Annotated in this window: 19 protein-coding genes; 5 read left to right on the top strand and 14 right to left on the bottom strand. The window is 55.9% G+C overall.

Annotated features, from left to right (window positions below; genetic code table 11):
* The first annotated feature begins 168 nt into the window (after positions 1-168).
* On the top strand, positions 169-1,503 hold the full coding sequence (locus ABIQ96_RS07880; RefSeq protein WP_348214025.1) for a replication-associated recombination protein A: 1,335 nt from the start codon (positions 169-171) through the stop codon (positions 1,501-1,503).
* Positions 1,504-1,584: 81 nt separating this feature from the next.
* On the top strand, positions 1,585-3,303 hold the full coding sequence (locus tag ABIQ96_RS07885) for a DUF255 domain-containing protein (RefSeq protein ID WP_348214026.1): 1,719 nt from the start codon (positions 1,585-1,587) through the stop codon (positions 3,301-3,303).
* A gap of 15 nt (positions 3,304-3,318) precedes the next feature.
* Here ABIQ96_RS07885 and gltB read toward each other — a convergent pair whose 3' ends face one another.
* A complete protein-coding gene (gene gltB, locus ABIQ96_RS07890; RefSeq protein ID WP_348214027.1) occupies positions 3,319-7,983 on the bottom strand; it encodes a glutamate synthase large subunit in 4,665 nt (1,554 codons plus the stop codon).
* Between the two features lie 165 nt (positions 7,984-8,148).
* Positions 8,149-8,997, bottom strand: coding sequence for an alpha/beta hydrolase (locus tag ABIQ96_RS07895; protein ID WP_348214028.1), 849 nt, complete (start codon positions 8,995-8,997; stop codon positions 8,149-8,151).
* 83 nt (positions 8,998-9,080) lie between these two features.
* Between ABIQ96_RS07895 and ABIQ96_RS07900 the strand changes: the two genes are divergently transcribed.
* A complete protein-coding gene (locus tag ABIQ96_RS07900) occupies positions 9,081-9,956 on the top strand; it encodes a hypothetical protein (protein WP_348214029.1) in 876 nt (291 codons plus the stop codon).
* Positions 9,957-10,234: 278 nt separating this feature from the next.
* Here ABIQ96_RS07900 and ABIQ96_RS07905 read toward each other — a convergent pair whose 3' ends face one another.
* From ABIQ96_RS07905 to ABIQ96_RS07930, 6 genes are all read right to left on the bottom strand, one after another.
* Complete coding sequence (locus ABIQ96_RS07905) at positions 10,235-10,531, bottom strand: hypothetical protein (RefSeq protein WP_348214030.1); 297 nt, start codon at positions 10,529-10,531, stop codon at positions 10,235-10,237.
* 283 nt (positions 10,532-10,814) lie between these two features.
* Positions 10,815-11,123: a hypothetical protein gene (locus ABIQ96_RS07910; protein WP_348214031.1), complete on the bottom strand. Its 309-nt coding sequence runs from the start codon at positions 11,121-11,123 to the stop codon at positions 10,815-10,817.
* Positions 11,124-11,753: 630 nt separating this feature from the next.
* Positions 11,754-12,068 carry a hypothetical protein gene (locus ABIQ96_RS07915; protein WP_348214032.1) on the bottom strand — a complete coding sequence of 105 codons (315 nt, stop codon included), beginning with the start codon at positions 12,066-12,068 and terminating at the stop codon, positions 11,754-11,756.
* A 272-nt stretch (positions 12,069-12,340) separates the two neighbouring features.
* Positions 12,341-12,484, bottom strand: a complete 144-nt coding sequence (locus tag ABIQ96_RS07920; RefSeq protein WP_348214033.1) for a hypothetical protein — start codon at positions 12,482-12,484, stop codon at positions 12,341-12,343.
* 371 nt (positions 12,485-12,855) lie between these two features.
* A complete protein-coding gene (locus ABIQ96_RS07925) occupies positions 12,856-13,149 on the bottom strand; it encodes a hypothetical protein (protein WP_348214034.1) in 294 nt (97 codons plus the stop codon).
* 131 nt (positions 13,150-13,280) lie between these two features.
* Positions 13,281-14,528 (bottom strand): hypothetical protein, encoded by a 1,248-nt coding sequence (locus ABIQ96_RS07930; protein ID WP_348214035.1) that lies wholly within the window; start codon positions 14,526-14,528, stop codon positions 13,281-13,283.
* A gap of 134 nt (positions 14,529-14,662) precedes the next feature.
* Here ABIQ96_RS07930 and ABIQ96_RS07935 point away from each other — a divergent pair, with 134 nt between their 5' ends.
* Positions 14,663-15,265 (top strand): hypothetical protein, encoded by a 603-nt coding sequence (locus ABIQ96_RS07935; protein WP_348214036.1) that lies wholly within the window; start codon positions 14,663-14,665, stop codon positions 15,263-15,265.
* Positions 15,266-15,273: 8 nt separating this feature from the next.
* On the opposite strand, the gene ABIQ96_RS07940 is transcribed toward ABIQ96_RS07935, so the two are convergent.
* The 6 genes from ABIQ96_RS07940 to ABIQ96_RS07965 form a co-directional block, all read right to left on the bottom strand.
* The gene (locus ABIQ96_RS07940) at positions 15,274-15,651 is read right to left on the bottom strand and encodes a hypothetical protein (RefSeq protein ID WP_348214037.1); all 378 of its coding nucleotides are present in this window, start codon (positions 15,649-15,651) and stop codon (positions 15,274-15,276) included.
* 4 nt (positions 15,652-15,655) lie between these two features.
* A complete protein-coding gene (locus tag ABIQ96_RS07945) occupies positions 15,656-17,014 on the bottom strand; it encodes a hypothetical protein (protein WP_348214038.1) in 1,359 nt (452 codons plus the stop codon).
* A gap of 82 nt (positions 17,015-17,096) precedes the next feature.
* Positions 17,097-17,288 carry a hypothetical protein gene (locus ABIQ96_RS07950; protein ID WP_348214039.1) on the bottom strand — a complete coding sequence of 64 codons (192 nt, stop codon included), beginning with the start codon at positions 17,286-17,288 and terminating at the stop codon, positions 17,097-17,099.
* 335 nt (positions 17,289-17,623) lie between these two features.
* Positions 17,624-18,112, bottom strand: a complete 489-nt coding sequence (locus ABIQ96_RS07955; protein ID WP_348214040.1) for a hypothetical protein — start codon at positions 18,110-18,112, stop codon at positions 17,624-17,626.
* 238 nt (positions 18,113-18,350) lie between these two features.
* On the bottom strand, positions 18,351-19,022 hold the full coding sequence (locus tag ABIQ96_RS07960; protein ID WP_348214041.1) for a hypothetical protein: 672 nt from the start codon (positions 19,020-19,022) through the stop codon (positions 18,351-18,353).
* 6 nt (positions 19,023-19,028) lie between these two features.
* Positions 19,029-19,322 carry a hypothetical protein gene (locus ABIQ96_RS07965; protein WP_348214042.1) on the bottom strand — a complete coding sequence of 98 codons (294 nt, stop codon included), beginning with the start codon at positions 19,320-19,322 and terminating at the stop codon, positions 19,029-19,031.
* Positions 19,323-21,015: 1,693 nt separating this feature from the next.
* Here ABIQ96_RS07965 and ABIQ96_RS07970 point away from each other — a divergent pair.
* Complete coding sequence (locus ABIQ96_RS07970; protein WP_348214043.1) at positions 21,016-22,518, top strand: peptidase S10; 1,503 nt, start codon at positions 21,016-21,018, stop codon at positions 22,516-22,518.
* Positions 22,519-22,560: the final 42 nt, after the last annotated feature.

Raw genomic sequence — 22,560 nt, forward strand, 5'->3', positions numbered from 1 at the left:
CATTGGAAGGATTTTGAGGGGGCGATTCCGGCCAACTGGTCCCAAAAACGGCCATAAGGCTGAAAGGTAGGATTTAAATTGAACGAAAATTCGATACCCGTATTTCAAGGGTAGCAATATCCGCTGGAATGATCGCCTGTCTGCGGCGAATCTTCGCCAGCCTCCATCGTGTCCGACCTTTTTACCACTCCCGCCGCCTTGCCGGGCAAACCGAACCCTGCCGAACCGCTGGCCGCGCGCATGCGGCCGCGCTCGCTGGATGAAGTAGCGGGACAGCAACACATTCTAGCGGAAGGGAAACTGTTACGGCGAGCGATCGAATCCGACCGATTCACTTCGCTGATTTTCTACGGTCCGCCGGGAACCGGGAAAACCACCTTGGCCAGCGTGATTGCTCGGACGACGGGTTCGCGCTTCGAGTCGCTGAACGGTGTGGAATCGAACGTGGCGGAAATCCGCGCGAAGATCGATCAAGCGAGGACCTGGCGTGACCTTCGGGGTGAAACGACGATTCTTTTCATCGACGAGATCCACCGTTTCAACAAAGCCCAGCAGGACGTGCTGCTGCCGCACATCGAGCGGGGCGTCGTCCGGTTCATCGGAGCGACGACGCACAATCCTTACTTTCACGTCAACTCTCCACTCGTCTCGCGATCGCAGATTTTCCAACTGGAGCCGGTGCCGGTGGAGGACATCATCGGAGTCCTCGAACGCGCACTGACAGACGACGAACGGGGATTGGGCAAACACCAGGTGACCGCCGATCCGGAAGCGCTTCGGCATCTTTCGGAGAAATCGGACGGTGATGTTAGGAAGGCGCTGAGCGCGCTCGAACTTGCCGTGCTAACCACACCCTCCGCCGATGGCTCCGTCCACCTGACACTGGCAGTCGCGGAGGAATCAATCCAGCGCAAGGCGGTGGTTTACGATTCCCACGGCGATGCGCACCACGACACGATTTCCGCGTTCATCAAATCGATCCGCGGGTCGGATCCGGATGCCGCGCTCTATTGGTTGGCGAAAATGCTGCACGCTGGAGAGGATCCGAGGTTCATCTCGCGGCGGTTGGTGATTTCCGCATCGGAAGACATCGGTCTGGCGGACTCCAACGCGCTGCGGGTGGCGCTCGACGCCCATCACGCTTTCGAATTCGTTGGGATGCCGGAAGGTCGGATTCCGCTGGCCCACGCGACGGTCTATCTGGCGACGGCTCCGAAATCCAATACGGCCTATGCCGCGCTGGGCAAGGCGATGAACGATGTCGAGAGCGGCAGAACGCTTGCCGTGCCGGTGCACTTGCGGACGAACACCCGCAAGAAACTTGCCGCGGCATCGGGTGAATCCGAGGAGTCGATGAAATACCTGTATGCCCACGATTACGAGGGCGCCTACATTCCGCAGGCCTATCTGCCGGAGGGGAAGATCTACTATCAGCCGGGCGACCAGGGGATGGAAAAACGCATCAGGGAGCGTCTTGATTTCTGGCGGAGCTCGATGGGATGAAATAGATCTATTGCGGAATGAACGCGGGAATTCGCTGCGGACTCGACCGCGGCATGCGATAAATAATTCATGATGAAGTTCATGTTACCGTGGATCGGGATGTCCTGCGCCGTCGCGTTCGCAGGCGAGGGGATCGCATGGCGGAATTTCGACGCCGCCACGTTCCCGGACGCGCAGGCAGGGAAGAAGCTGGTATTTCTCGATCTGGAAGCGGTGTGGTGCCACTGGTGCCATGTGATGGATGCGAAAACCTACTCGGATCCCGAAGTGCGGGCCGCGTTGCGCGACGGGTTCATCAGCGTGAAAATCGACTCAGATTCGCGTCCGGATCTAGCCCGGCGCTATGAGGATTATGGCTGGCCCGCATTGGTGGTTCTCGATCCGGTGACCATGAAGGAACGCGCCATCGCCAGCGGTTTTCAGACGAAAAAGGAATTCCTCGATTTCCTTGCCGATGCGAACGGCCAGCAGGGAATAAATCTTCCCAGCTCAGGCAAGGCTTCGACTGACGGAGTGTTGACTGCGGAACAAAAAGCAAAGCTGTTGGATAAGCTTCGCAACCATTATGACAAATCCGCCAAGGGATGGGGGACTGATAGTAAATTCGTGCCGTGGGGGAATATCGAGTATTGTATCCGTTTCGATCAGGAGGGCTATGCGACGACGAGGAAAATGGCGGAAGACACGCTGACTGCGGGAACCGGATTGATCGACCCTGAGTGGGGAGGAGTCTATCAATATTCGACCGACGGCGATTGGGTGCATCCGCATTTCGAGAAAATCATGGAGTATCAGACCGAGATCGCGCGGGCTTACGCGCTTTCCTATCAGGCGTGGAAGCGCCCCGCCGACATGGTGGCGGCGGAAAAGGTCGCCGGCTACTTGAACGATTTCCTGCGTTCGCCGGAAGGAGCGTATTACACCAGCCAGGATGCCGATGTAGTGCGCGGCGAGCATTCGGCGGAATACTTCGGAAAATCCGACAAGGAGCGCCGCGCCATCGGGATGCCGCGGGTGGACAACCACATTTACTCGCGCGAGAACGGTATGGCGATCAACACGCTGGTGACGCTTTATCAAACCACGGCGAAGACATCGTATCTCGAAAATGCGGAGAAAGCCGCGCAATGGATCATCGCAAACAGGTCGCTCGCCGGAGGCGGATTCTCACATGATGCCAAGGACTCTCACGGGCCGTTCCTCGCGGATCAGGTTTACATGGGACGGGCGATGCTGGCGATCTATCAGGCGACGGCGGACAGGCAATGGCTGGATCGATCGGCCGCTTGTGCGAATTTCGCCATTGGAAAATTCAAACGTGAGGAGTCCCGTGGTGCGGGATTTCTGGCAGGCGTGGCATTCGACGACGCACCGCCGCCGGTCACGGATCGGGATGAGAACATCCAGACCGCGCGTTGGCTGAATTTGTTAGGTAAAACAACCGGTGATGAACAATTCGCAACGGCCGCGAAACACGCGATGCGCTACCTCGCGACCGATGAAGTGGCGGATTCCATCTATTCGTTCACCGGGGGATTACTGCTGGCGGATGAGGAACTGGCTGGTGAGCCAATTCACATTGCCATCGTCGGGAAAAGGAATGATCCCGCGGCGCGGTTCCTTTTCGAAGCGGCACAGAAGCACCCCTCGTCCTATAAGGTCATCGAGTGGGTGGCTGGAGGTGGCGATTCCATCTATCCGGAGATCGGAAAAGCGGCCGCATTTTTCTGCACGGCAAGAAGCTGTTCCACACCGAAGTTTGAAGCACAGGAATTGCTGGATTCGTTCGCCAAACGATGAATCCGGAATGTCCTGCTATTGCGCCCCAACAGGAGTGGAAGCCGCTTCGTGTTTCTCTTCGGCGGCTTCGAGTTCGGCGCGTTCCTTGGCGATGACGCGGACGAGCTTGCGGGTGGTTTCCTCCCAGTTGGACAGGAGTTTTTCCGCCTGCTTGCTGCCGGTTTTTTCGAGATGGAGTTCGATGAGCTTCCGAATCTCGGAAATATCCTGCGGGCGCCTAACGGGCAGAGCAACGACCATTTCCGAGTTCACGCGCGAGTAGAATTTCCCATCCACGTCATAAACGTAGGCCGTGCCGCCGGACATGCCCGCGCCAAAGTTTTTCCCGGTCTTGCCGAGAATGGCGACGCTGCCGTTGGTCATGTATTCGCAGCCGTGGTCGCCGACTCCTTCGACGACGGTGGTGGCTCCTGAGTTTCTAACGGCGAAACGCTCGCCCGCGCGGCCCGTGGCGAAGAGCGAGCCGCCGGTGGCGCCGTAGAGGCAGGTATTGCCGCAGATCGTGTTGGTGGCGGCTTCAAATTTCGCTTCGGGAGAAACGCGGATGACGATTTCTCCGGCGGCCATGCCCTTGCCTACGTAGTCGTTCGCCTCGCCGATGAGTTCCAATTTCACGCCGGCCACGAGGAAGGTGCCAAACGATTGTCCGGCGCTGCCACGGCAGGTAATGTGGATGGAACCGGGCGCAAGCTTGCGGTCACCGTGGATCTCTGCGATGCGCCCGGAGAGACGGGTGCCGATGTTGCGGTTGGTGTTGATGACGTCGTATTCGAGCGCGATGGGCGGACGATCTGGCAGTAATTTGATCGCGTCCAAGATCTCGGGCGGGACGGAGTTCGCGCCATATTCGGCAAAATCCGGGCAGGGCGAACCGGTGATCTTGGCAACCAGATCAGCAACGATTTGAAGGTCGAGCTCGGGCTTGGTGAGGCCGTCATTACGCTCCTTCGCGCAGATCCGGGAAATGGAATCGGCGGGTTTTCCGGAATGGTTGGCGAGGGTGGGGACGACATCCTTGAGTAAGGCGGAGAGGTCGAGCGTGTTTGCCTTCGGGTGGTCCGGGATGTGGCGCTGCTTGAGGAATTCCGGGCGGCCGATGAGTTCGTTCAGCGTGCGGACGCCGATTTTCGCCATGTAACGGCGGGCTTCCTCGGCGACGGCGGTGAAATAGTTGATCACCATTTCCGGCGTGCCTTTGAATTTTGCGCGGAATTTCGGATCGGTGGTGGCGATGCCGACCGGGCAGGTGTTCAAGTGACATTTGCGGACGTAAACGCAGCCCATGGCGATCATGGCAGTGGTGCCGAAGTTGAATTGCTCGGCTCCGAGGATGGCGGCGATGACCACATCGCGTCCATTGCGGATGCCGCCGTCGGTGCGAAGAACGACGCGGTCGCGGAGATTGTTGATGAGCAATGTTTGCTGGGCTTCGGCGAGGCCGAGTTCCCACGGCGAGCCTGCGTGTTTGGTGGAGGAAAGGGGGGATGCCCCGGTGCCGCCGTCGTGGCCGGAAATGAGGATGTTGTCGGCGGAGGCCTTGGCGCAACCGGAGGCCACCGTGCCGACACCGGATTCGGAGACGAGTTTCACGGTGATCCGTGCCCGTGGATTCACTTCCTTCAGGTCGTGAATGAGCTGGGCCAAGTCCTCGATCGAGTAAATGTCGTGGTGCGGCGGCGGGGAAATGAGCTGCACGCCGGGCTGGGTGTTCCGCAACCGGGCGATGAGCGCATTCACCTTGTGGCCGGGAAGCTGACCACCCTCGCCGGGCTTGGCTCCCTGCGCCATTTTAATTTCCAACTCGTCGGCATTGACCAAGTAGTAGGCTGAAACTCCGAAGCGACCGGACGCCACCTGCTTGATGTAAGAACGGGCAAAATCGCCATTTGGATACGGCTTGTAACGCACCGGATCCTCGCCGCCCTCGCCGGAGTCTGACTTGCCGCCGATGCGGTTCATGGCGATGGCGAGCGTCTCGTGGGCCTCGGGAGAAAGTGCTCCCAGCGACATCGCGGCGGTGGTGAAACGCTTGCGAATCGCCTCCATCGGCTCGACTTCTTCGATCGGAATCGGACCGCTTGCCGCAGGCACGAATTCGATCAGATCTTTAATAGCTACAGGATTGGTTTCCAATGCGACACGCACATATTCCTCGTAATCCTCGGCTTTGCCGGATTTCACGTAGGTGTGGAAATTTTTGATGACTTCCGTGGTGTAAACGTGGCGCTCACCAGCCTTGCGGTAGCGGTTGTAGCCAGGGTCGCCAAGGTCGAGAATCCTACTCTCTGGAACAACTGTTTCAAATGCTGATTTATGACGAATGATGGACTCTTCCGCGATTTCGATAAAGCCGACTCCGCCGATTTTCGAGGGGACGCCGGTAAACGAGAAATCGACGACATCACGACCCACGCCGATGGCCTCGAAGGTCTGGGCACCTTGGTAGGAATTGAGCACCGAGATGCCCATTTTCGACATGATCTTGAGAATGCCTTTTTCGAGCGCCTTGCGGTAATTCGTCATCGCCTTCTGCGCGGTGATGTCGAGTTTGCCCTTGCCCGCATCGGCGGCGACGAGCTGGCGGACGGACGCGTAGCCGAGATAGGGACAGATGGCGGTGGCTCCGAAACCGAAGCAGCAGGCGATCTGATGGACGTCGCGGACCTCGCCGGATTCCACGACGATGGAGGCCCGCATCCGCTTGCGAATGCGGGTGAGGTGGTGGTGGATCGTGCCGATGGCGAGCAGCATCGGGATCGGGATGCGTTCGGCCGAGGTGGCGCGGTCGGAGAGGATGAGGATGTTCCGGTCGGCGAGGATGTTGTTTTCGACCTCGGCGCAGAGTTCGTCGAGGCGAGCCTTCATCCCGGCGGCACCGCTGGCGGCGGGCCAGGTGCAGTCGAGAACGAACGAGGGGAAGCCCTGCTCGTCGAGGTGCTTGATTTTCTCCAACTGGTGCTCGAAGAGGATCGCGCTGTCGAGACTGACGGTGTTGCAATGCTCCGGTGTCTCATCCAACAGATTCCGCTCCGAGCCGAGTCCGGCCCCGAGCGACATAACGGCCCACTCGCGGATCGGGTCGATCGGCGGGTTGGTCACCTGGGCGAAAAGCTGCTTGAAATAGGTGTAAAGCAGGCGCGGCTGGTTCGACAAAACCGCCAGCGGGATATCGTCACCCATCGAGAAAACGGCTTCCTGAGCTCCCTTGAGCATCGGCGGGAAAACCATGTCGAGTTCCTCTAACGAAATCCCATGGGTGACTTGCTGGCGCGAAAGCTCGAGCGGTGCGAAATCGATTTCCGGAATGTGGGCGTCGGGAGAAACGAATTTGCGGAGCTCCAACTGCTGCTCGTCGATCCAGCGGCGGTAGGGCTTTTGTTTGGAAAGCTCGTCCTTGATTTCCTTGTCGTATTTAAACTCTCCGGTCGCGGTATTCGCGGAAATCATCTGGCCGGGCCCGAGCCGCCCTTTGCGGATGATGGTTGCGTCGTCGAGGATCACCGCCCCTGCTTCCGAGCCGATGTAGAGGATCCCGTCCTCGGTGATTTTATAACGGGAAGGGCGCAGGCCGTTGCGGTCGAGTGAGGCGCAGAGCTTGGTGCCATCGGTGAAAACGAGGCCCGCCGGGCCGTCCCATGGCTCGGAGAACGAGCGGATGAATTGATAGAACGCGCGGAGTTCGTCAGAAATGTCCGCATCGTTCCGATAGGCCGGCGGAACCAGCATGCACATCGCGTGCTCCGGCGAGCGGCCTGATAGAATGAGCAACTCCAGCGCATGGTCGAGCGATGCGGAGTCCGACTCGCCGTGGCGGATCAGGTTTTTCACCAGCTCGATGTCATCGCCCCAGACGGGCGAGGCGAAGAATTCCTCACGCGAGGTCATCCAGTTGCGATTGCCTTCGACGGTGTTGATTTCGCCGTTGTGGCACATCATCCGGAACGGCTGGCCGAGCGGCCAGGCGGGGAAGGTGTTGGTCGAGAACCGTTGATGATAGAGCGCGATGGCGACCTGATAGTCGGGATCAGCGAAGTCCAGATAGAACGCGCGCAGCGCCGCCGGCATGGCGAGGGCCTTGTAGGAAATCAGGCGGCTGGAAAACGTCGGCATGTAGAAGCCCTGGATTTCCTTGGTGCGATGTTCGATTTCGCGACGGCAGAGATAGAGCATCCGCTCGAATTGCTCGGACTCCATTCCGTCGGGACGCGTCATCAGCAGGTGCTCGATCTTCGGAAGGGAGGCGAGGGCGATTTTTCCCAAGGCATCCATATCCACCGGCACGTCGCGCCAGCCGATTTGCGGAATGCCACGCTTCGCCGTCACTTCGCTGGCGATGGCCTTGATTTTTGCGGTGCTTTCCGCGCTCGGAAAAAAGAATACCGCGACCGCGAGATCCGCATCATTTTCAACTGTGTGCCCGAGCTTCGCCGCCGCCTTGCGAAACAACGGGTAGGGGATCTGCGTCAGGACACCCGAGCCGTCGCCAGTTTTCATGTCCGCATCGACGGCTCCGCGGTGGGTCATGCAGCAGACGGAAGTCAGCGCGTAATCGAGCACTTTGAAACTCCGTTCACCCTTCAAATGGGCGATGGCACCCATGCCGCAGTTGTCGTGTTCTTGGGAAAGCCGGTGCAACGAACCGGGGACGAGAGGGGTGCTGGAGTGGTAGAACGGATTCATCGGAAAGTCGGGAAAATCCAGACCAGGATTTCAGTCTGGAAAGGGCGGCGGAATAAACGACAGGCCGCGCGGACTGCCAAGCAGGAATTATGCCTGATCGGGCTCCGGAAGCGAGGAAAGTTCCTCCATTCCAATACCTAACAATTTTAGGCGAGTGCCTGTGGATCAGTCAATATCACTGCTCACGTCGGGAGGCAGCAATCCGCGGTCCACGAGAAATTTATCGGCCGTCGCGATGGTCTGCTCGAAGTTCTTGTGGCTGACGTTGAAATTGAAAAAGCTGTGGTCCGCCCGGACGAAATCGATGATCTCGCAAGAATTCCCACGCCAACGCATGCGGCGGCGGAATTTCTCGACCTCCTCGAACGGCGTGATCCGATCGGCCTTTCCGTGGAAGAACAGCATCGGCGGCAACTTGCGGCGGATGAGATTCGTAGGGCTGAGGCGCTTGGCGGTTTTGAAATCGGGAAACCGATCCGCCGCCGCGCCTTTGGTCGCGGTGTTGATCAGTGTGCTGAACAACACCAACGCCTGTGGAAAGCAATCGAAACCGTCCACCGGTGGCAGATCCTTCGCCTTCGGCATCGTTGCCAACAAGGCGAGGAAGGCACCGCCTCCGGCACCACCGACAGTGATCTTGTTAGGATCCAGATTGAAAGTGTCGGCGTTGTGGCGAAGCCAGCGGATCAGATCCCTGGCATCCTCGATGGCTTCCAACGGACCGGTGCCGTGTCTTGCCAATGTCCGGGTTTCCGCGGCCACCGCCACCGCACCGCGTCCCGCGAAATGCAGGCAGTGGGGAACAAACTGAGTCGGCGTGGGTGAATCCCAGAAACCGCCGTGGAAAAACAAAATGACCGGGCGTGGCTCGGTCGTCTGCTTCTCCGGAAAAAACAAATGCGCGAGCACGTCGCCTTCCGGACGTTGTTCGTAAACGTAGGTCGCCGCGTCTTTCAAAATCTCCCGATCGCGCGCCTCGCCGATCGGCGCCACTTTCTGCAAAATACTGCTCATAGCTGAATCCCTGCCGCGCTCAAACGAATCGGCCTGCAATTTGTTTGTTGTGGGAAGGGCCATCTTGTCCAATCGTTTCGCCGATGAATCGACTAATTTTTGCATTTTTCCTGCTTGCGGCCTCTCTAGCAGTCGCTCAGGAGAATCTGCGTCCGTCGCTCGAAACCACCTACAACGCCTGGCGGGAATCGATGATCCGGCACGATGCGGCCCTGTGGCAACGCGTCACGGCGGAGCATCGCAAGATGGAAATCAAGAACCGCATCATCTCGGAAAAACAGCCGTTTCCCGCAACCGTTTTCAATCTTCCCGCGGCACCGCCGGCCCTTCAGGGACTTAAGTTCCTCGAAGCCAAACAGAACGGCGCAACCGCCAAGGTATCCTATTACGGCAAGGTCAATTTCGGGGTGGCCGAGCCGTCCGACAACCTTCTCGTCCTGTCATTCATCAAAGGCAGTGGCGGCTGGCTCTACGACCGTGCCGATTTCGTCAATCTCGTCGGGCTTCCCGAGGTCAAAAAGGAACTGGCCGCAGGAGATATCAAATACCTCAAGGAAACTCCCGAAGCCCAGCCCTCCGGTCAGGTTCCGCCAACGCCGCTCGCCGCGCATCCCGCCAAATACGTCGCCAAGGTTTACGTCTTCGGCCCCGGGCGCGAAGTGAAGGTTCAGATCAACAAGATCAGCCAGCATCGCTTCGTCAACATGAAGGACGCGGAGGTGGTGATCGGTGGTGCCTTGGACGGCCCGAACGAAATCCAATATTCCATCAAAAAACTCGAAGGCGGGACCGGCAAGGAAGCCCTGACGATCCGCGTTTATTTGAGAGCTGAAGCCGCTGGTGTCGAGCCGCTCAAAGTCTACCAATATCAAGTCGCCGAAGGTGAAACTCCGAAGCCGTTCGGCACGGAAACGTTCAATGTGGACGCTGCTACGGTGGCGAAAATCACCGGACATTGATCGAATTCCAAGCACGGAAAACCTAAAAGACTGGTGCCAGAATCATTGGGTGATTTTCAGCCGTAAAGACGCGCAAAACTCGCAAAATGAGAAGGGGTTACTCGGCCTCAAAGCTGTCCAGTAGGAGCCGGGCCGAACAGTTCCGTCCAAGAGTCTAGTCAGGCATCTGATTTTTTTGCGCCCGTTTTTCGCCTTTTAGCGGCTTAATTCTCGTGGGTTTTTCAGATGCGTCCGCTTGGGATGCAAACACGGGGATTTGGCAGGCAGGGGAGTTTTTCCTATTTTCCACCCGACATGCCCGGCGGAAGCTTTTCTTTGGCTGGGTCCCACTTCGGATGGGAAGGAGTCTTGCCGGCTTCCGGAGGAGGGGGAAATGCCGAAGGGAAATCCGCCTTGACCGCCGCCGAAGCGGAAACAGGTTCGGGAGCGGGTTGAGGAACGGGCTTTTCAGCCGATTCGGTCGACTTGTGGCCGATCAGTTTTCCTAGGCGTTCCGCCAGAGACTTCGGGAGAAAACGGAGCGCCAGAAATCCCAAACCGACAATCAACAACAATACGAGGACCTTCCGGAGCATGCGGACGACTCAAGCAGCAACAATATCTCCCTGCAAGATGGAAGCGGATCAGAGCAACGCCCGTCACGGCCTCGCCACAAACCAAAGACTCAGTCCTCAGTTGGGCCAAGTCCTGTCCATAGGGGAGATTTTCAAACTGACCCACTACCTTTAGACTCCGCATTACATATAGTCTAAAAATCAACGAGTTACGCAGGAGACTATTTTGAGCGGGGAAGGGGAAACCTGGAGCAAAATCGCGAAGTTTCCGCTAGCAGAAACGGACTGCAGCGGGAAAATTTCATCAGTTTTCAGCTTCCAAGTCAGGGAAAAAATTCTGCGGTTTTTTTGCAGGCTGAACCCGATTCGAGGGGAACCGACGACTGACCGAATGCTTATACTGCAAAACGGACTTCATCCCATACCAGCGATCACGACCCACTTGGAAAAAAACGAGATACCCACGCTGTGCTGCATTGTAAACACCGCTCGTCGTCATCCGCAGGGTCAGAGCCGCCAAAGTCGAAGGAATACAACCGTTTTCCTTTTCGAGGAACAAATTCCAAGCAGCCAACAATCTCAGTTCCTTATCCGTGCTTTTTCGTTCCTTCATTCGCCAAACTTTAACCGATTTCTAACGCCACAGAGAAGCTAATTATCGCGTAGTTCATTGCATTTCCGAAGAAGCCCCTTCCGGGAAAGAAGACTCGCAGGACAAACCCCGGCGCAGAATTTCCACCGGAAATACCGGAGTAAATTCGTGTCGCTGATCGGGGTTTTCCTTCGAGAAGATTTGTTTACGTCGTGCTTCGGATTCCTGCGGAATCGTCGGGTTTCGATGAAGGGAAGACTCTGAAAGCCGTTTCCCAGTCCTCCGAAGCTCATGGCCGCATGGCCAAGTGTCTTTCTTTGAGAATCGCCTACGGTTTTTTAGGTTCATTCAAAGGATCGCCTGCGGCTCAAAGACCAGTCCTTCGCTCTCGGCGAGCCCGTGGCGGCAGTTCACGCGCCAAAATGGGGTAAACTGCCACGAGCAACCCGAAAGGGCAGGGGATCAATTCTCCTGCGATCCGCGAACCATTCCGCCCATTTTGTCACGCGCCCTGACTTCTCGCCCCGGTCCGACCGTTTTACAATCAGTCTGGTCAGAGGATGCCAAGCCCGGGAATACCGGGGGCTTGTCACCTCCGCCCTTTGGGTTTCTGACCTGCGGTGCGGGGAGAAGATGAAGAAAGGTGGACCTTCATTTGTGCGCTTTCTGATTAAGCTGCCGACGAATTTCCTCGGCCTCCCTGGACATGTCCGCCGCAGATGTTGGAACCCCTAGAGACTGGCCTTGATTTCCAGACATCGAAGACGCCGGGGCGAAAGTTCCAGAGGGCGACGACCATGAAGAACCACTTGATGCTGATGACGATGATTTTTCGCCAAAAAGGCCGCTAAGAGCGGCAAACATTACAGTCCAAAACAAAAACATTCCCAAAAGGGCAATCAAAGCAAGAAGGCCAGTAAGCGAAGTGCCGACCGCAATAATTGTGAGTTTGGTGCTATCCGTCATGGCGGGTTCTAGCACGCCTGAATACGGTTAGTCTAGCAGTATTTTCGGAGTTGACCTGTGGGAACATCTCGAAGCGGCCCGAATCCTAGCGACCGATCATCCCGGAGCCGAGCCGCAATGATGTAGAAGTCAGGCACGCACCCTGCCGGAATCCACGCCGAGACTTGAATCAGGCCCTCAGCCTTTCGTCTGTCACGGTAGCTTTCCTTGCGCGCCCTGCAGTCACTAGGAACGGGGGGCTTGTCGGCCGACTCATGCTTTTTCATGATAGCTCAGAAATCAAATTCGGTTTGCCCGCCAGTTTCGAAGAATCCAAAAGTGTCTTGCGTCGTGCGTTTCCACTCGCCGGGATTGAACGAATCGACATAGGCCGACATCCACCAGCGCATGAATGCGCCCTTACTTTTCCTTTTCATCCGAACCTCCTTTTAGCCGGCTACGTTTCGCCAACGCATTCCGAACCTGGAGCAGCTTTGAATCGAATATCAGAGCCAACATGATCTTTCCCGGCGTTACACCGGGAAAGAGCGCCAGAAACCCAGCCACGGCCTCACGATCCGACTCCGGCACATGAACGAGGTATTGCTTTGGATGATCGTTCAAGCCTCAGCCCTTTCCACGAAAGATTCGAGACGCGTCAACTCATCCTGCAACTTCCAGAGCTGTTTGAAAACCGCGTTGAGAGCGTCAAACTCTCCAAGTTTCGAAGCTGCCCGAATATCCCCGACCATTTCATCGAGAGCCAAGGGAACCAGCTTCGAAATATCTGCCATTAAAGGGGACAATTTCACAGCGCACCCTCTTCGTTAGAGATTGGAAAACTTTCGTCATCGAAGGGATCAAAGAACAGGCCGGGAACCACGTCCGATATATAAACCGTGAAGGGGAAGCCTGTCAGGCCGCGAAGAATCACCCTTACGCCTTCATTGTCTGATTTCAGTTGGATGAAATCCACACGGCAATCCTGAACAACGATATTCAACCGTTCAGCTTCAAGATAGAGAGTTCCTCGTTCAACGGATTCATTCGGTTTTGCAACCCACGCCGTGAGCTGCCCGACAGTCGGGACTAAGTATGTCATTTTGCTTTCAGGTCTTGCGGGCTTCTACACCCGGCAATCGGTAATTCGATTACATGAGCATCATATGATTCATATGATGAAACACAAGAACCGTTAGAGGATGTTAGACCACGCGATCGCGTAGTGTTAGATTACTTGTAACCGTGCGAACGGATGAAATGCCGCTCTTCCTCTTGCCAGCCCTTCACGGGCAATAGCTGGCCGTCGATCCAATCCGCTGGGTTCTGCCGAGGCGTTGTTAGAGGAACCGGGAAGCCGTCCGGAGCCTCAACCAATGGAGAACCGACAGGGACCGCCTTTGGAATGTCCTCATACGTAGACAGGATGACATACAAAGCGCCCTCCGTGATTTCCGTGACATGCCGGAGAAGCCCCCGCACAACCTTGGATCGTTGCGTGCTAACACCGCCGAGGACGATCGTTTGCCCTACGGTCATTTCGGCAGTGGTTTGCACGCTCTGAGACTGAATAACAGGAATCTGATTTCCTTCGATTTCCACCGTGTTGCCGATCAGCCCGTTGGTTTGCTGGACTTCCAACCGCACCTGATTGTTGCTCATGAAATACGGGGTTACCTGCAATTGCAACCCGACCTTGCGATATTCAATGGAGGTTTGGGCGATTCCGTTAGACAACGTGGTTTGAGGAATGGGAACCTCTTGCGTGGACTCGATACGGGAAATGACACCATGCGCGAGCCTCACATGTGGACGTTGCAACACTTCCACGCTAGAACCGTCCGCAATCACGTTGAGAGCCGCCGCGATATCGCCCGAGGTGGCATTCATGGTAAACGCGCCATTCCCGAGCGAAACGCCCGCCACAGACGGGACAACGGCATTCAGAGCCGCGACCAGATCGAAGCCCTTGGTTGCCGAGCGATCGACATAGACAGCCCATGTCTGGACAGCACAGCTACCCCCTACCAAGTCAATCGACTCAAGGAAGGACAGAATCATTCCAAGAGCATCCTGCGGAGCACGAACGAAAACGCATCGAGTCGCCTTATCGCTGATCACTTGCGCACCGAGCGATTGCAGGGCAGGCATGGAACTAAACTCGGGCGGTTCCCGATGCTTGAATTCGTAAATGCCGGAGGCGATCACCACCAGGGGAGGAATCACAGGAGGAACTGGAACGAGAGGCACGGCAGGTGCAGCCTCGACCGGGGGAAACCCCGGAACCACAGCAGGGGGAGGAACGGCACCGGGGACAGCTACGACGCCATTACTAACCGCAACGGGAGACGACGGCCCCGCTTGTGGCTTTACCGTTTCGGATTTCCTAATCGACGGGCCACCCGTCAGACGATCCGAACAAGAACGGGCGAAGAACGCGAGCAATCCAAGAATGACCAACAATGTCAGAAAGAGTCTCATTTGTGAATTTTCCAATAAATCAACGCGCCTAACAAAGTTACCAAGAGGGACGCCAATCCCTGCTTGGAGATCAACGGCGCACGCTTGAGTTTGCGGAACCCGACGCGGGGAGTGTTTTTCTCAGCCTCCCGCATTTGAGTATCGAGAAACGACAACGTTTTGTAACAACCGAAAAGCCCGCGATCATAGCGGACCAAACCCCTATCAACCACCGCTTCAGATTGGTTGTGCTTTTGAATCAAAAGCATCCGATTGATTGGCAACGTGCCAAGGATGGGGATTCTAACGTCCCGCATGTTTCTGCAGATGAACTCCCACTCGCACTGTTTCCGAAACTGCGCTTCCAACGTCGAAGCGACTTGCGCAATAAATATGATATCGATGCCCGCTTTTCCCGACTGCGAAATGAACGAAAGCATGTCGGCATGGAGCGCCTGCGTTTTCATCCAATCCCGAGCATTGAAAAACAAGTGGATCTCATCGAAGCAGGCAAGGATATGCTCGCCGGGCACGCCCCAAACGTCTATCCGCTGATGCCAGGACTTATCCCCGGCCAAATCGACAAAACGGATTTGATCGGGCTGCATGATGCGCCGGAAGCGCTTCCGAATCACCTTGGCAATGATTTCAGGTTCAAGGTCAATATTCGTATAAAGAATCCCGCCCTTGGCCAAGTGATCAACAATCCGCCCGACCGTGTAAAGGGTTTTGCCACTCCGCAGCGTGCCAGTAACTAACGAAATCATTAGTTTGAAATGAAGGGGATGAAGCCCTTGATCCACCGAATCAAAGTCACCGTTAGCCAAACACTGAAACAAATACCAACGCCCGCAAAAGCCTCATCCAACGGGGCGAAGCGATTGATGAAAACATAAAAATGAATCATGCTTGCCGCAGGTTTTATGGGGGAAAGAGCCGCAAGCGGCATGCTCAATATGAGAACCTTAATCTTTACAATACCCCAAAGAATAAAGGCAACAACGCTCCAAATCACCACTACGACCGATAACAAAAGCGTCCAAACCGCCGAGAACCAGCTAACAACCGTGCCGATCAGGTCCGCGAACAATTCCCGCAAAACAGGGCCAAACGTGCCCGCGAACCAACTCCACATTTGTTCCATAATTTCAGACTTTCAGGGTTCGTAGGATGAACATCGAATATTGCCAGTACAGCGCGAAGAGACAGGCCCCGCGAAACCAAGGCAAGGCCTCGTTATCAAGCGGCAGGTTGACCGTGACAGTCCGACCGGGAAGCTGGACGACAAAGGAACTGAAATCCACACCGCCGCCCGTATGCAGTTCGTCATACGGGTTAAACAGGGAAAGCTTGGCGTCCAACGTTTCCACGAGTCCCTGCGCTTGCGTGCCGATGGTATCGGAACCAACTGGAGCCGAGGGAATGGCCGTGCCAGTCGGCCCCTGCTGGCCGGGAGTCGATACAGGCCCCACAGACATGCCCGGACCGCCGACGCCGAAAGTATTAGTGTTGTTAGTAGTCGAACTATTATTGGTCGTAGAATTGTTGTTCGTCGTGTTGTTGTTCGTCGTCCGATTGTCGTTGTTTTGCGTGCCGATATTATTAGTCACACCGCCGCCCGTGCCGGGATCAGGATCAGGATCAGGATCAGGATCAGGATCAGGATCAGGATCAGGATCAGGCGGGTGATACGTCCCACCGGGAAGCGAGGGATTGTTTGGGGACGGGTCGAACTTGTCCGGGAATCCGTCGCCGTCGTCGTCATGGTTTGGGTCTATCGGCAAATCCGGAATCGGAACATACCCGTCATGGGCGGGGGGACTATGGGGAACAGGATCGTTAGAATCCGCAATCCCGTCGTTGTCATCGTCCCAGTCTGTCTGGTCAGGTATTCCGTCACCGTCAAAATCTGCTAGCGGCCTATCCGGGTCCGTCACCAGACCGATTCCCGAACCGTCAATTTCATATTGTGCCGGCGCAAACGGGTGATCCATCACGAAAGGCGGTTGCGTGTAGGTCACTTGCCACGGGAAATCAAAACCCTCACAGGTGATCGATCCCGTAATCAAGGGAGTCGTGCCGAGGATTTCATAAGTGATGCCGGTGATATTCGGCAATGTCCCGAAGCCGCCAACGGCTCCCGAGGTTGACGACAGTCCCGACCAAAATCCAATGCCATCCGAGGGAAAGGTTTGAACCGCGGTGTTGTTGATAAAATACGTGACACCGCCTTTCAGCATTTTAACGGTTTTCCCGGAACTGTTATGGATGATCAGCGGACGACTGTAGGTGATGGAACCGCTTGCGCTCTGATGCTTGTATTGAATCGAAGTGCCGACAGGCTGAGGGAGATTCCCGGCGTAAGACGAACCAGAAAAAAAAGAAAAGCCCGCGACCATGAGAACGCAGGGCAACAGCTTATCGAAACCAAAGACGAAGGCACAGGCCAGCAGGCACCCAGCCAACACAGAACCTATTTCCCGCAGATATCCGGCCAGCTCGACCAAGGACGTTAGAAGCTCATTGTCTGTCATAATTCCGAAAGGTAAAAGCTGCGCCCGCAGCGAACCACGGGCGCAGCCAGCTCGATTAGTGAGCCATGCTCTTGACCGCACGCCACACGACGCGGGCACCGAACACGACGACACCAATCAGGATGCCCGCACCAACACCCGTTCCAGCGTCCGCAGCAAGACCGGAAACGGCACTGGTAACAGCGGTTGCGCCCGCACTACCATCGGCGAACGCGCCCAAAGCGGATGCGCCGAGAAGGCTAACCATTGGAATGAGGGCGGAACGCTTATTCAGCATGTTTTTCATATTTTTTGCTTTCTAAATTCCCCATTTTATTTGCACCAAGGCGAGGGGACCGCACATGGAGTTTCGGGGGGTCTTTTGCCCCCCAGAAATCAGCTAGAAACCGCTTTGATGGCACTCCAGACAGCGGCACAACCGCGAGGCACTAACCAGAGTGCAACCGTTGACCAAAACGCCGCCGTGAACATTAACCAATCCATTTTTCGTAGTTTCTGAAAGTTAGACCCCTCGCACCGTGCTTGTTTGGACCGCCCACACAGGAGCGCGTTGACTTACTAAGTGGCACGAGGGGAAGTTTTTTACCAGTGCCTTTCCTCGTCTTCAGGCTCGTAATCTTCGCGGGGATCGCATTCCGCGCAGCAAGCATACCCGACAGACGAAAGAGTCTCGATCTCGAATGCAGTAAGCTCATCGCCGCAAACGTGACAATCGATCGGCTTTGCACCATCACCCGCATCATCGACAGATTTGGTCGCCTGACAAACAGGACAAACGCCGCTTGCCTCTACCATGAAAGCCCCACACTCGACGCAATTGGAACCGTCTTCCGTCCCGTTCATGTAATCCTCCAGATTGGCGAACCCCAATTCCTCCAATTCCTCGGATTCTTCCGCGAGTAAATCCCCCTCGAAAGCAGAACCAACAACGCCGTTAGCCCAACACTTGATGCAGATCGCCGAGCCATCCGGCAGAAACTCGTGAATATGACGGCCCGCCAATTGGTCGCCACAGCCCCGACATTCGATGGAACCGAAAAAGTTTTGATAGAGATCGTGAAGCTTGCCCATGGCTGGTGAGTGGTTTGATTCGTTAGAGGAGTGATCTGGACATAAGTATTCTTCAAGTAGCCCGCCCGAGGGGGTAGCGCAGCCGCTTCGCGGCCCGCGCTACCCCCTCAGCGGGACCCAAACCAAACGGCACTTGGATCCCTGAGAGCTATCTTTCACTAGCGGGACGAACATCCCCGGAACCTCATGCAGCACAGGCCACCCCGGCCCCTGTCATGAAACTTAAGAAATCGTATGGCTACAACTTCGCCCGTTTTTCACCAGTGTGCGCGCGCCTTCTCTTCGACCGCCTAACGAAAAAGCCTCTCGACCTTTCCGAACCTCGACGGGAATTGGCCCCTGACTGCAACAACGCTTGCAGCCCGAGCGAGATCGTAACGTCCAAACCCTGTTCATATTGCAGGCCGATCTTCCCGACTTCATAGGCGTTAGCGCCCGCGAAAGTGGTATTGCAGCCGACATGAACGCCCGCAAGGGTCTGAACCCGTGCCTTGGACGACTCCGAAGAAATCGAGCGAAGGTCAACCAGATCCAGACTCTTGAGAACATAACCAACCCCACGCAATGAAGGGTTATAGGGTCTTATAACAGCGAATCCACCCTTGAGCGATTCCTTCCACAAATGCGCCATGGCGAAGCAATCGCCCTTTGTTGGTGTCTTGGGGAGGGAACCGAGCAAGAGGTGGACGTGATACCTGTCGTTCAATTCGCCCAGCTCCTCAGCTATGACGAAGATTTTCCCCTCTAAGGTACGTTCATCGCAATGATGCCCGTAAACGAATCGAAGCCACGAATAGATCCTTTCGGTCTTGTTACGTGACTTCTTGTCGTTCCAGTTCCCACCGAACGTCAACGTGACGTAGAGCTGAAACTGGACCTTAAGAAGGTGATATGACAGGCCGTTTACCATGCTGGCTTATTTCGGGACGTTCGCACCCTTATCAAAAGCCAAGGCAAAATCGCCTTCGAGCTTGATGGAATTGCCGACCGTCGATGCAGACATCGAAGTGATTCCAATCGTCACGAGCTTGAACTTGAGATCCGCGAGGACCTTTCCGTTTTTCGCCTCAAACGCTGGAACGTCTCCGATGTAATACGAAAAAGGGACCAGGCACTGAGGGCGTGCATTGTCCGCAAGGGTGATTTCAGCCCCGGTCTTATTTTTACCGAGGCCTAGCTTAAGAGCTTGAATTTCGAATTGTGCAATCATGCTTTGTTTTTTTGGTTAGTGCCCCAGTTGGAGTTTCACTCAGGACGCTGAGGCGCCGTCACGGGTGTTTTGCTCGCTGCGTTGTTGCTCACATGGGCGCGAAGCGTGACCCAAGGAGAAAGGGGAATCCCACGCCCGCCGAAACTGACAGAAACGGTGCGGGCGGGGACTATCCGCCCCCCGGCGGAAAGTTTGAGGAAAGCAGGCAGCTTGACCACCGAGGCAAGCCGGGAACCGCTGGGACGCAGAATTCCAGACGCTTCGATCACTCCGGATTGCCAAGGTGGCGACCGCAGGAAACGCGGATATCAACGATGGCCGTGGGGCCTGTCAGGTCTGATTGCATGCTTTCAGGTTCATTTTCGGGACTTGTACATCCCGCCCGTCTTCTACAACGGACAACGCAACTTGCGTTAGAAAAGGAATGCCCGAACCGAGCCAGACCGTCAAAACAAAAAATGCCGCTGGGAGGTAGAAGGCTCCCAGCGGCGGAGTCTAAGAGCGGACCTGAAAGAACGCTTTCGACACCCGTGAAATACCACGAAAAACGCGGGGATCAAGCAAAACCCGTCAACAAATTTCGATACCCTTTGCGATTCCGCATTACATATATTGTAACAAGTGATAAGCCTTGGCCAATCTGGAGAAATCGCCTTGGTTTCCCGCAAAATGGCGCGCGATGAACCGGATTCAGAGGATGTTGCGGAGTTGATGTCGGATTTGTCGCATCGTGTTGGCAAGACGCGGCGATTTTCCGGATCTACGAGATTCCTTCAGCCCTCCGCAGTAAAGCTATTCGAATTGCTCGAAGCTGGCCGAGCAGCTCTGGGCACAACGCAAAGCGATTTAACGGGATATCACGTTCATGCGGAATGAGCTCAATGTCCCGGTCAAATACAAGGATCAACTCCACGGCTATTATTCCGATTGGGATGTCTCGAATTTTAGACGACGGCTGATGAGTTGGCGGGTCTATTACTCGCGCGGACTCCTTTGGAATCTGTCCGTGAAACACCACTTACCGAGGGTTGCAATAAGTGTTCGGCAAGCTTACCCAAGGCATGGAGGGCAATTTAAATTCGCATGGAGTGACTTGGACCAGGCGCTCTCCCGCAAAACCATTATGCAGCTCCACAACGACATTTTTCTTCTTTAAAATCGATTGCTGATTCAATTGAAGATCAACTTGTTACAACCTTTTATTGTGGAGAATTGAAAGCGGATATTTTCGACCTGCGGCGGGCTCAACCGTTGCATATGGGCGACTTGAATGACGATAGCTACTTGATTGCGTAAGATGTGGAGCGTGGCGCTGCGAACATTTTCCTCGCCTCAAGAGTTTTGATTCAAACAAACGTCTCAATGTTTTGTTTGGTGGCTAAATTTTGCTGGAAGCGATTATTTAAAACAAACGATGGGTATGCGGATTATGGTTGGTCTTGGCAATAGGTAAACGTCGAACTCAGGAAGGCATCCTGCTCGCAAAATCCGCTTCGAAATCGGGCGACTGGAAGAGGTATTGCGCTGGTTTTGAGTTTAGGAAGTCAGGCGAGGTTTTGGCCGACCGGAATTGGTGGAAATGGTCAAAGATCGAGGCGATGCGGGGCGAGTAGAAATCCGTGCTTCGATTTTCCATTGCGAGATCACTCGCCAGCCATCGACAAAGCCGAATTCGCTCCATACGATCCGCCCCATGCGACGATTTTTGGTCCCTGTCTTTATCGGTTTCAATACGCTCTTCCTCGGTGCCGCCGAGCCGGAAAAGCCAGCCGAAGAAGCACCCAAGGAAACGCCGCCGGTTGTCGTGGCATCCGTGGTTCGGGAATCGAGCGTTACGATTGACGGGAAAAAGATCCCTTACAAAGTCACCACCGGCAAGCTCCAGCTCAAGCAGGACGACGGCAAGGCCCGGGCCTCGATTTTCCACGTGAGCTACGAACGCACGGACACCAAGGATGTTTCAACCCGTCCCGTGATGTTCGCCTTCAACGGAGGTCCCGGCTCTTCCGCGGTTTGGCTTCACATCGGTGTCTTGGGTCCGAAAATCCTGAAGCTGCCCGGTGACGGCACCCAAGCCCCCTTCCCTCCGGCTCGGGTCGCGGAGAACCCGTTGAGCATCCTCGACGTGTGCGATCTCGTTTTTGTGGATCCCGTATCGACCGGTTACAGCCGCGCGGAAAAGGACGCCAAGCCCGGAGACTTTCACGGCGTGGATGGCGACATCGAATCGGTCGGTGATTTCATCCGCCGCTGGATCAGTGAGCACGACCGGTGGGCTTCGCCGAAATATATCTTGGGCGAATCCTACGGTGGCATCCGGGTGGCCGGGCTTTCCAGTCATTTGCAGTCCCGCTACGGTATGAGCCTGAACGGCGTAGTTCTGCTATCCTCGCTCCTCGATTTCGCAACCCTGCAACCCGCTCAAGGAAACGACCTCGCGTATATTGTTTACCTGCCGTCGCTCACTGGTGTGGCGTATTTCCACAAGAAAATCCAAGGCGACCGGGACAAGCTGATCAAGGAAAGCACAGATTTCGCATTTGGTGACTACGCCGCCGCACTGCTCAAGGGCGTCGATCTGGATGATGCCACCCGGACGAAGGTCGCCGCGAAATTGGCCGGTTTGACCGGGATCGATGCGGACACCTGGTTGGCGCACGATCTCCGGCTCGATTCGACATTTTTCCGGGCCGAGTTGCTGAGAAAGGAAGGCAAGGTCATCGGCCGCTTTGACGGGCGCGTGGCTTGGGGTACGACCGATAAAGCGGGTGCCTTCCCCGATTACGATCCCTCCTACTCCCTTGCCTACGGTGCGTTCTCCACCGCCATGCTCGACTATCTCGGGCGCGATCTTGGATATAAGGAGGACCAGCCGTATGAGATCCTAACAGGAAAAGTCCAGCCATGGCAATGGAACGCCAACAACGAAATCGTCAATCTCAGCGACCGCCTCGCGAGTGCGATGCGGGACAATCCGCATCTGCGGGTGCTGGTGATGGGGGGCCGCACGGACCTCGCGACACCTCCCGCCGGGGTGGCCTTTTCGGTGAGGCACATGCTCAATCTGCCCGAGGATGTCCGGAAGAATATTTCCAGCACTTTCTTCGACGGCGGCCACATGTTTTATCTGAATCCACCGGACCTTATCAAGTGCAGGACCGATCTCGTGGATTTCATCCAAGCGGGCAAGCCGTGATAGCGAGGGTGCCGCGGCCATGACTGGCCCTCATGCGGAAAT

This window comes from Luteolibacter sp., assembly GCF_039920825.1.
Taxonomy (GTDB): Bacteria; Verrucomicrobiota; Verrucomicrobiia; order Verrucomicrobiales; family Akkermansiaceae; genus Luteolibacter.

Coding starts and splice junctions, on each gene's coding strand:
- ABIQ96_RS07925 (WP_348214034.1), bottom strand. CDS start 13,149: ATGACATACTTAGTCCCGACTGTCGGGCAGCTCACGGCGTGGGTTGCA.
- ABIQ96_RS07920 (WP_348214033.1), bottom strand. CDS start 12,484: ATGAAAAGGAAAAGTAAGGGCGCATTCATGCGCTGGTGGATGTCGGCC.
- ABIQ96_RS07960 (WP_348214041.1), bottom strand. CDS start 19,022: ATGGTAAACGGCCTGTCATATCACCTTCTTAAGGTCCAGTTTCAGCTC.
- gltB (WP_348214027.1), bottom strand. CDS start 7,983: ATGAATCCGTTCTACCACTCCAGCACCCCTCTCGTCCCCGGTTCGTTG.
- ABIQ96_RS07910 (WP_348214031.1), bottom strand. CDS start 11,123: ATGAAGGAACGAAAAAGCACGGATAAGGAACTGAGATTGTTGGCTGCT.
- ABIQ96_RS07900 (WP_348214029.1), top strand. CDS start 9,081: ATGAATCGACTAATTTTTGCATTTTTCCTGCTTGCGGCCTCTCTAGCA.
- ABIQ96_RS07885 (WP_348214026.1), top strand. CDS start 1,585: ATGTTACCGTGGATCGGGATGTCCTGCGCCGTCGCGTTCGCAGGCGAG.
- ABIQ96_RS07915 (WP_348214032.1), bottom strand. CDS start 12,068: ATGACGGATAGCACCAAACTCACAATTATTGCGGTCGGCACTTCGCTT.
- ABIQ96_RS07950 (WP_348214039.1), bottom strand. CDS start 17,288: ATGGTTAGCCTTCTCGGCGCATCCGCTTTGGGCGCGTTCGCCGATGGT.
- ABIQ96_RS07965 (WP_348214042.1), bottom strand. CDS start 19,322: ATGATTGCACAATTCGAAATTCAAGCTCTTAAGCTAGGCCTCGGTAAA.
- ABIQ96_RS07940 (WP_348214037.1), bottom strand. CDS start 15,651: ATGGAACAAATGTGGAGTTGGTTCGCGGGCACGTTTGGCCCTGTTTTG.
- ABIQ96_RS07955 (WP_348214040.1), bottom strand. CDS start 18,112: ATGGGCAAGCTTCACGATCTCTATCAAAACTTTTTCGGTTCCATCGAA.
- ABIQ96_RS07930 (WP_348214035.1), bottom strand. CDS start 14,528: ATGAGACTCTTTCTGACATTGTTGGTCATTCTTGGATTGCTCGCGTTC.
- ABIQ96_RS07905 (WP_348214030.1), bottom strand. CDS start 10,531: ATGCTCCGGAAGGTCCTCGTATTGTTGTTGATTGTCGGTTTGGGATTT.
- ABIQ96_RS07970 (WP_348214043.1), top strand. CDS start 21,016: ATGCGACGATTTTTGGTCCCTGTCTTTATCGGTTTCAATACGCTCTTC.
- ABIQ96_RS07895 (WP_348214028.1), bottom strand. CDS start 8,997: ATGAGCAGTATTTTGCAGAAAGTGGCGCCGATCGGCGAGGCGCGCGAT.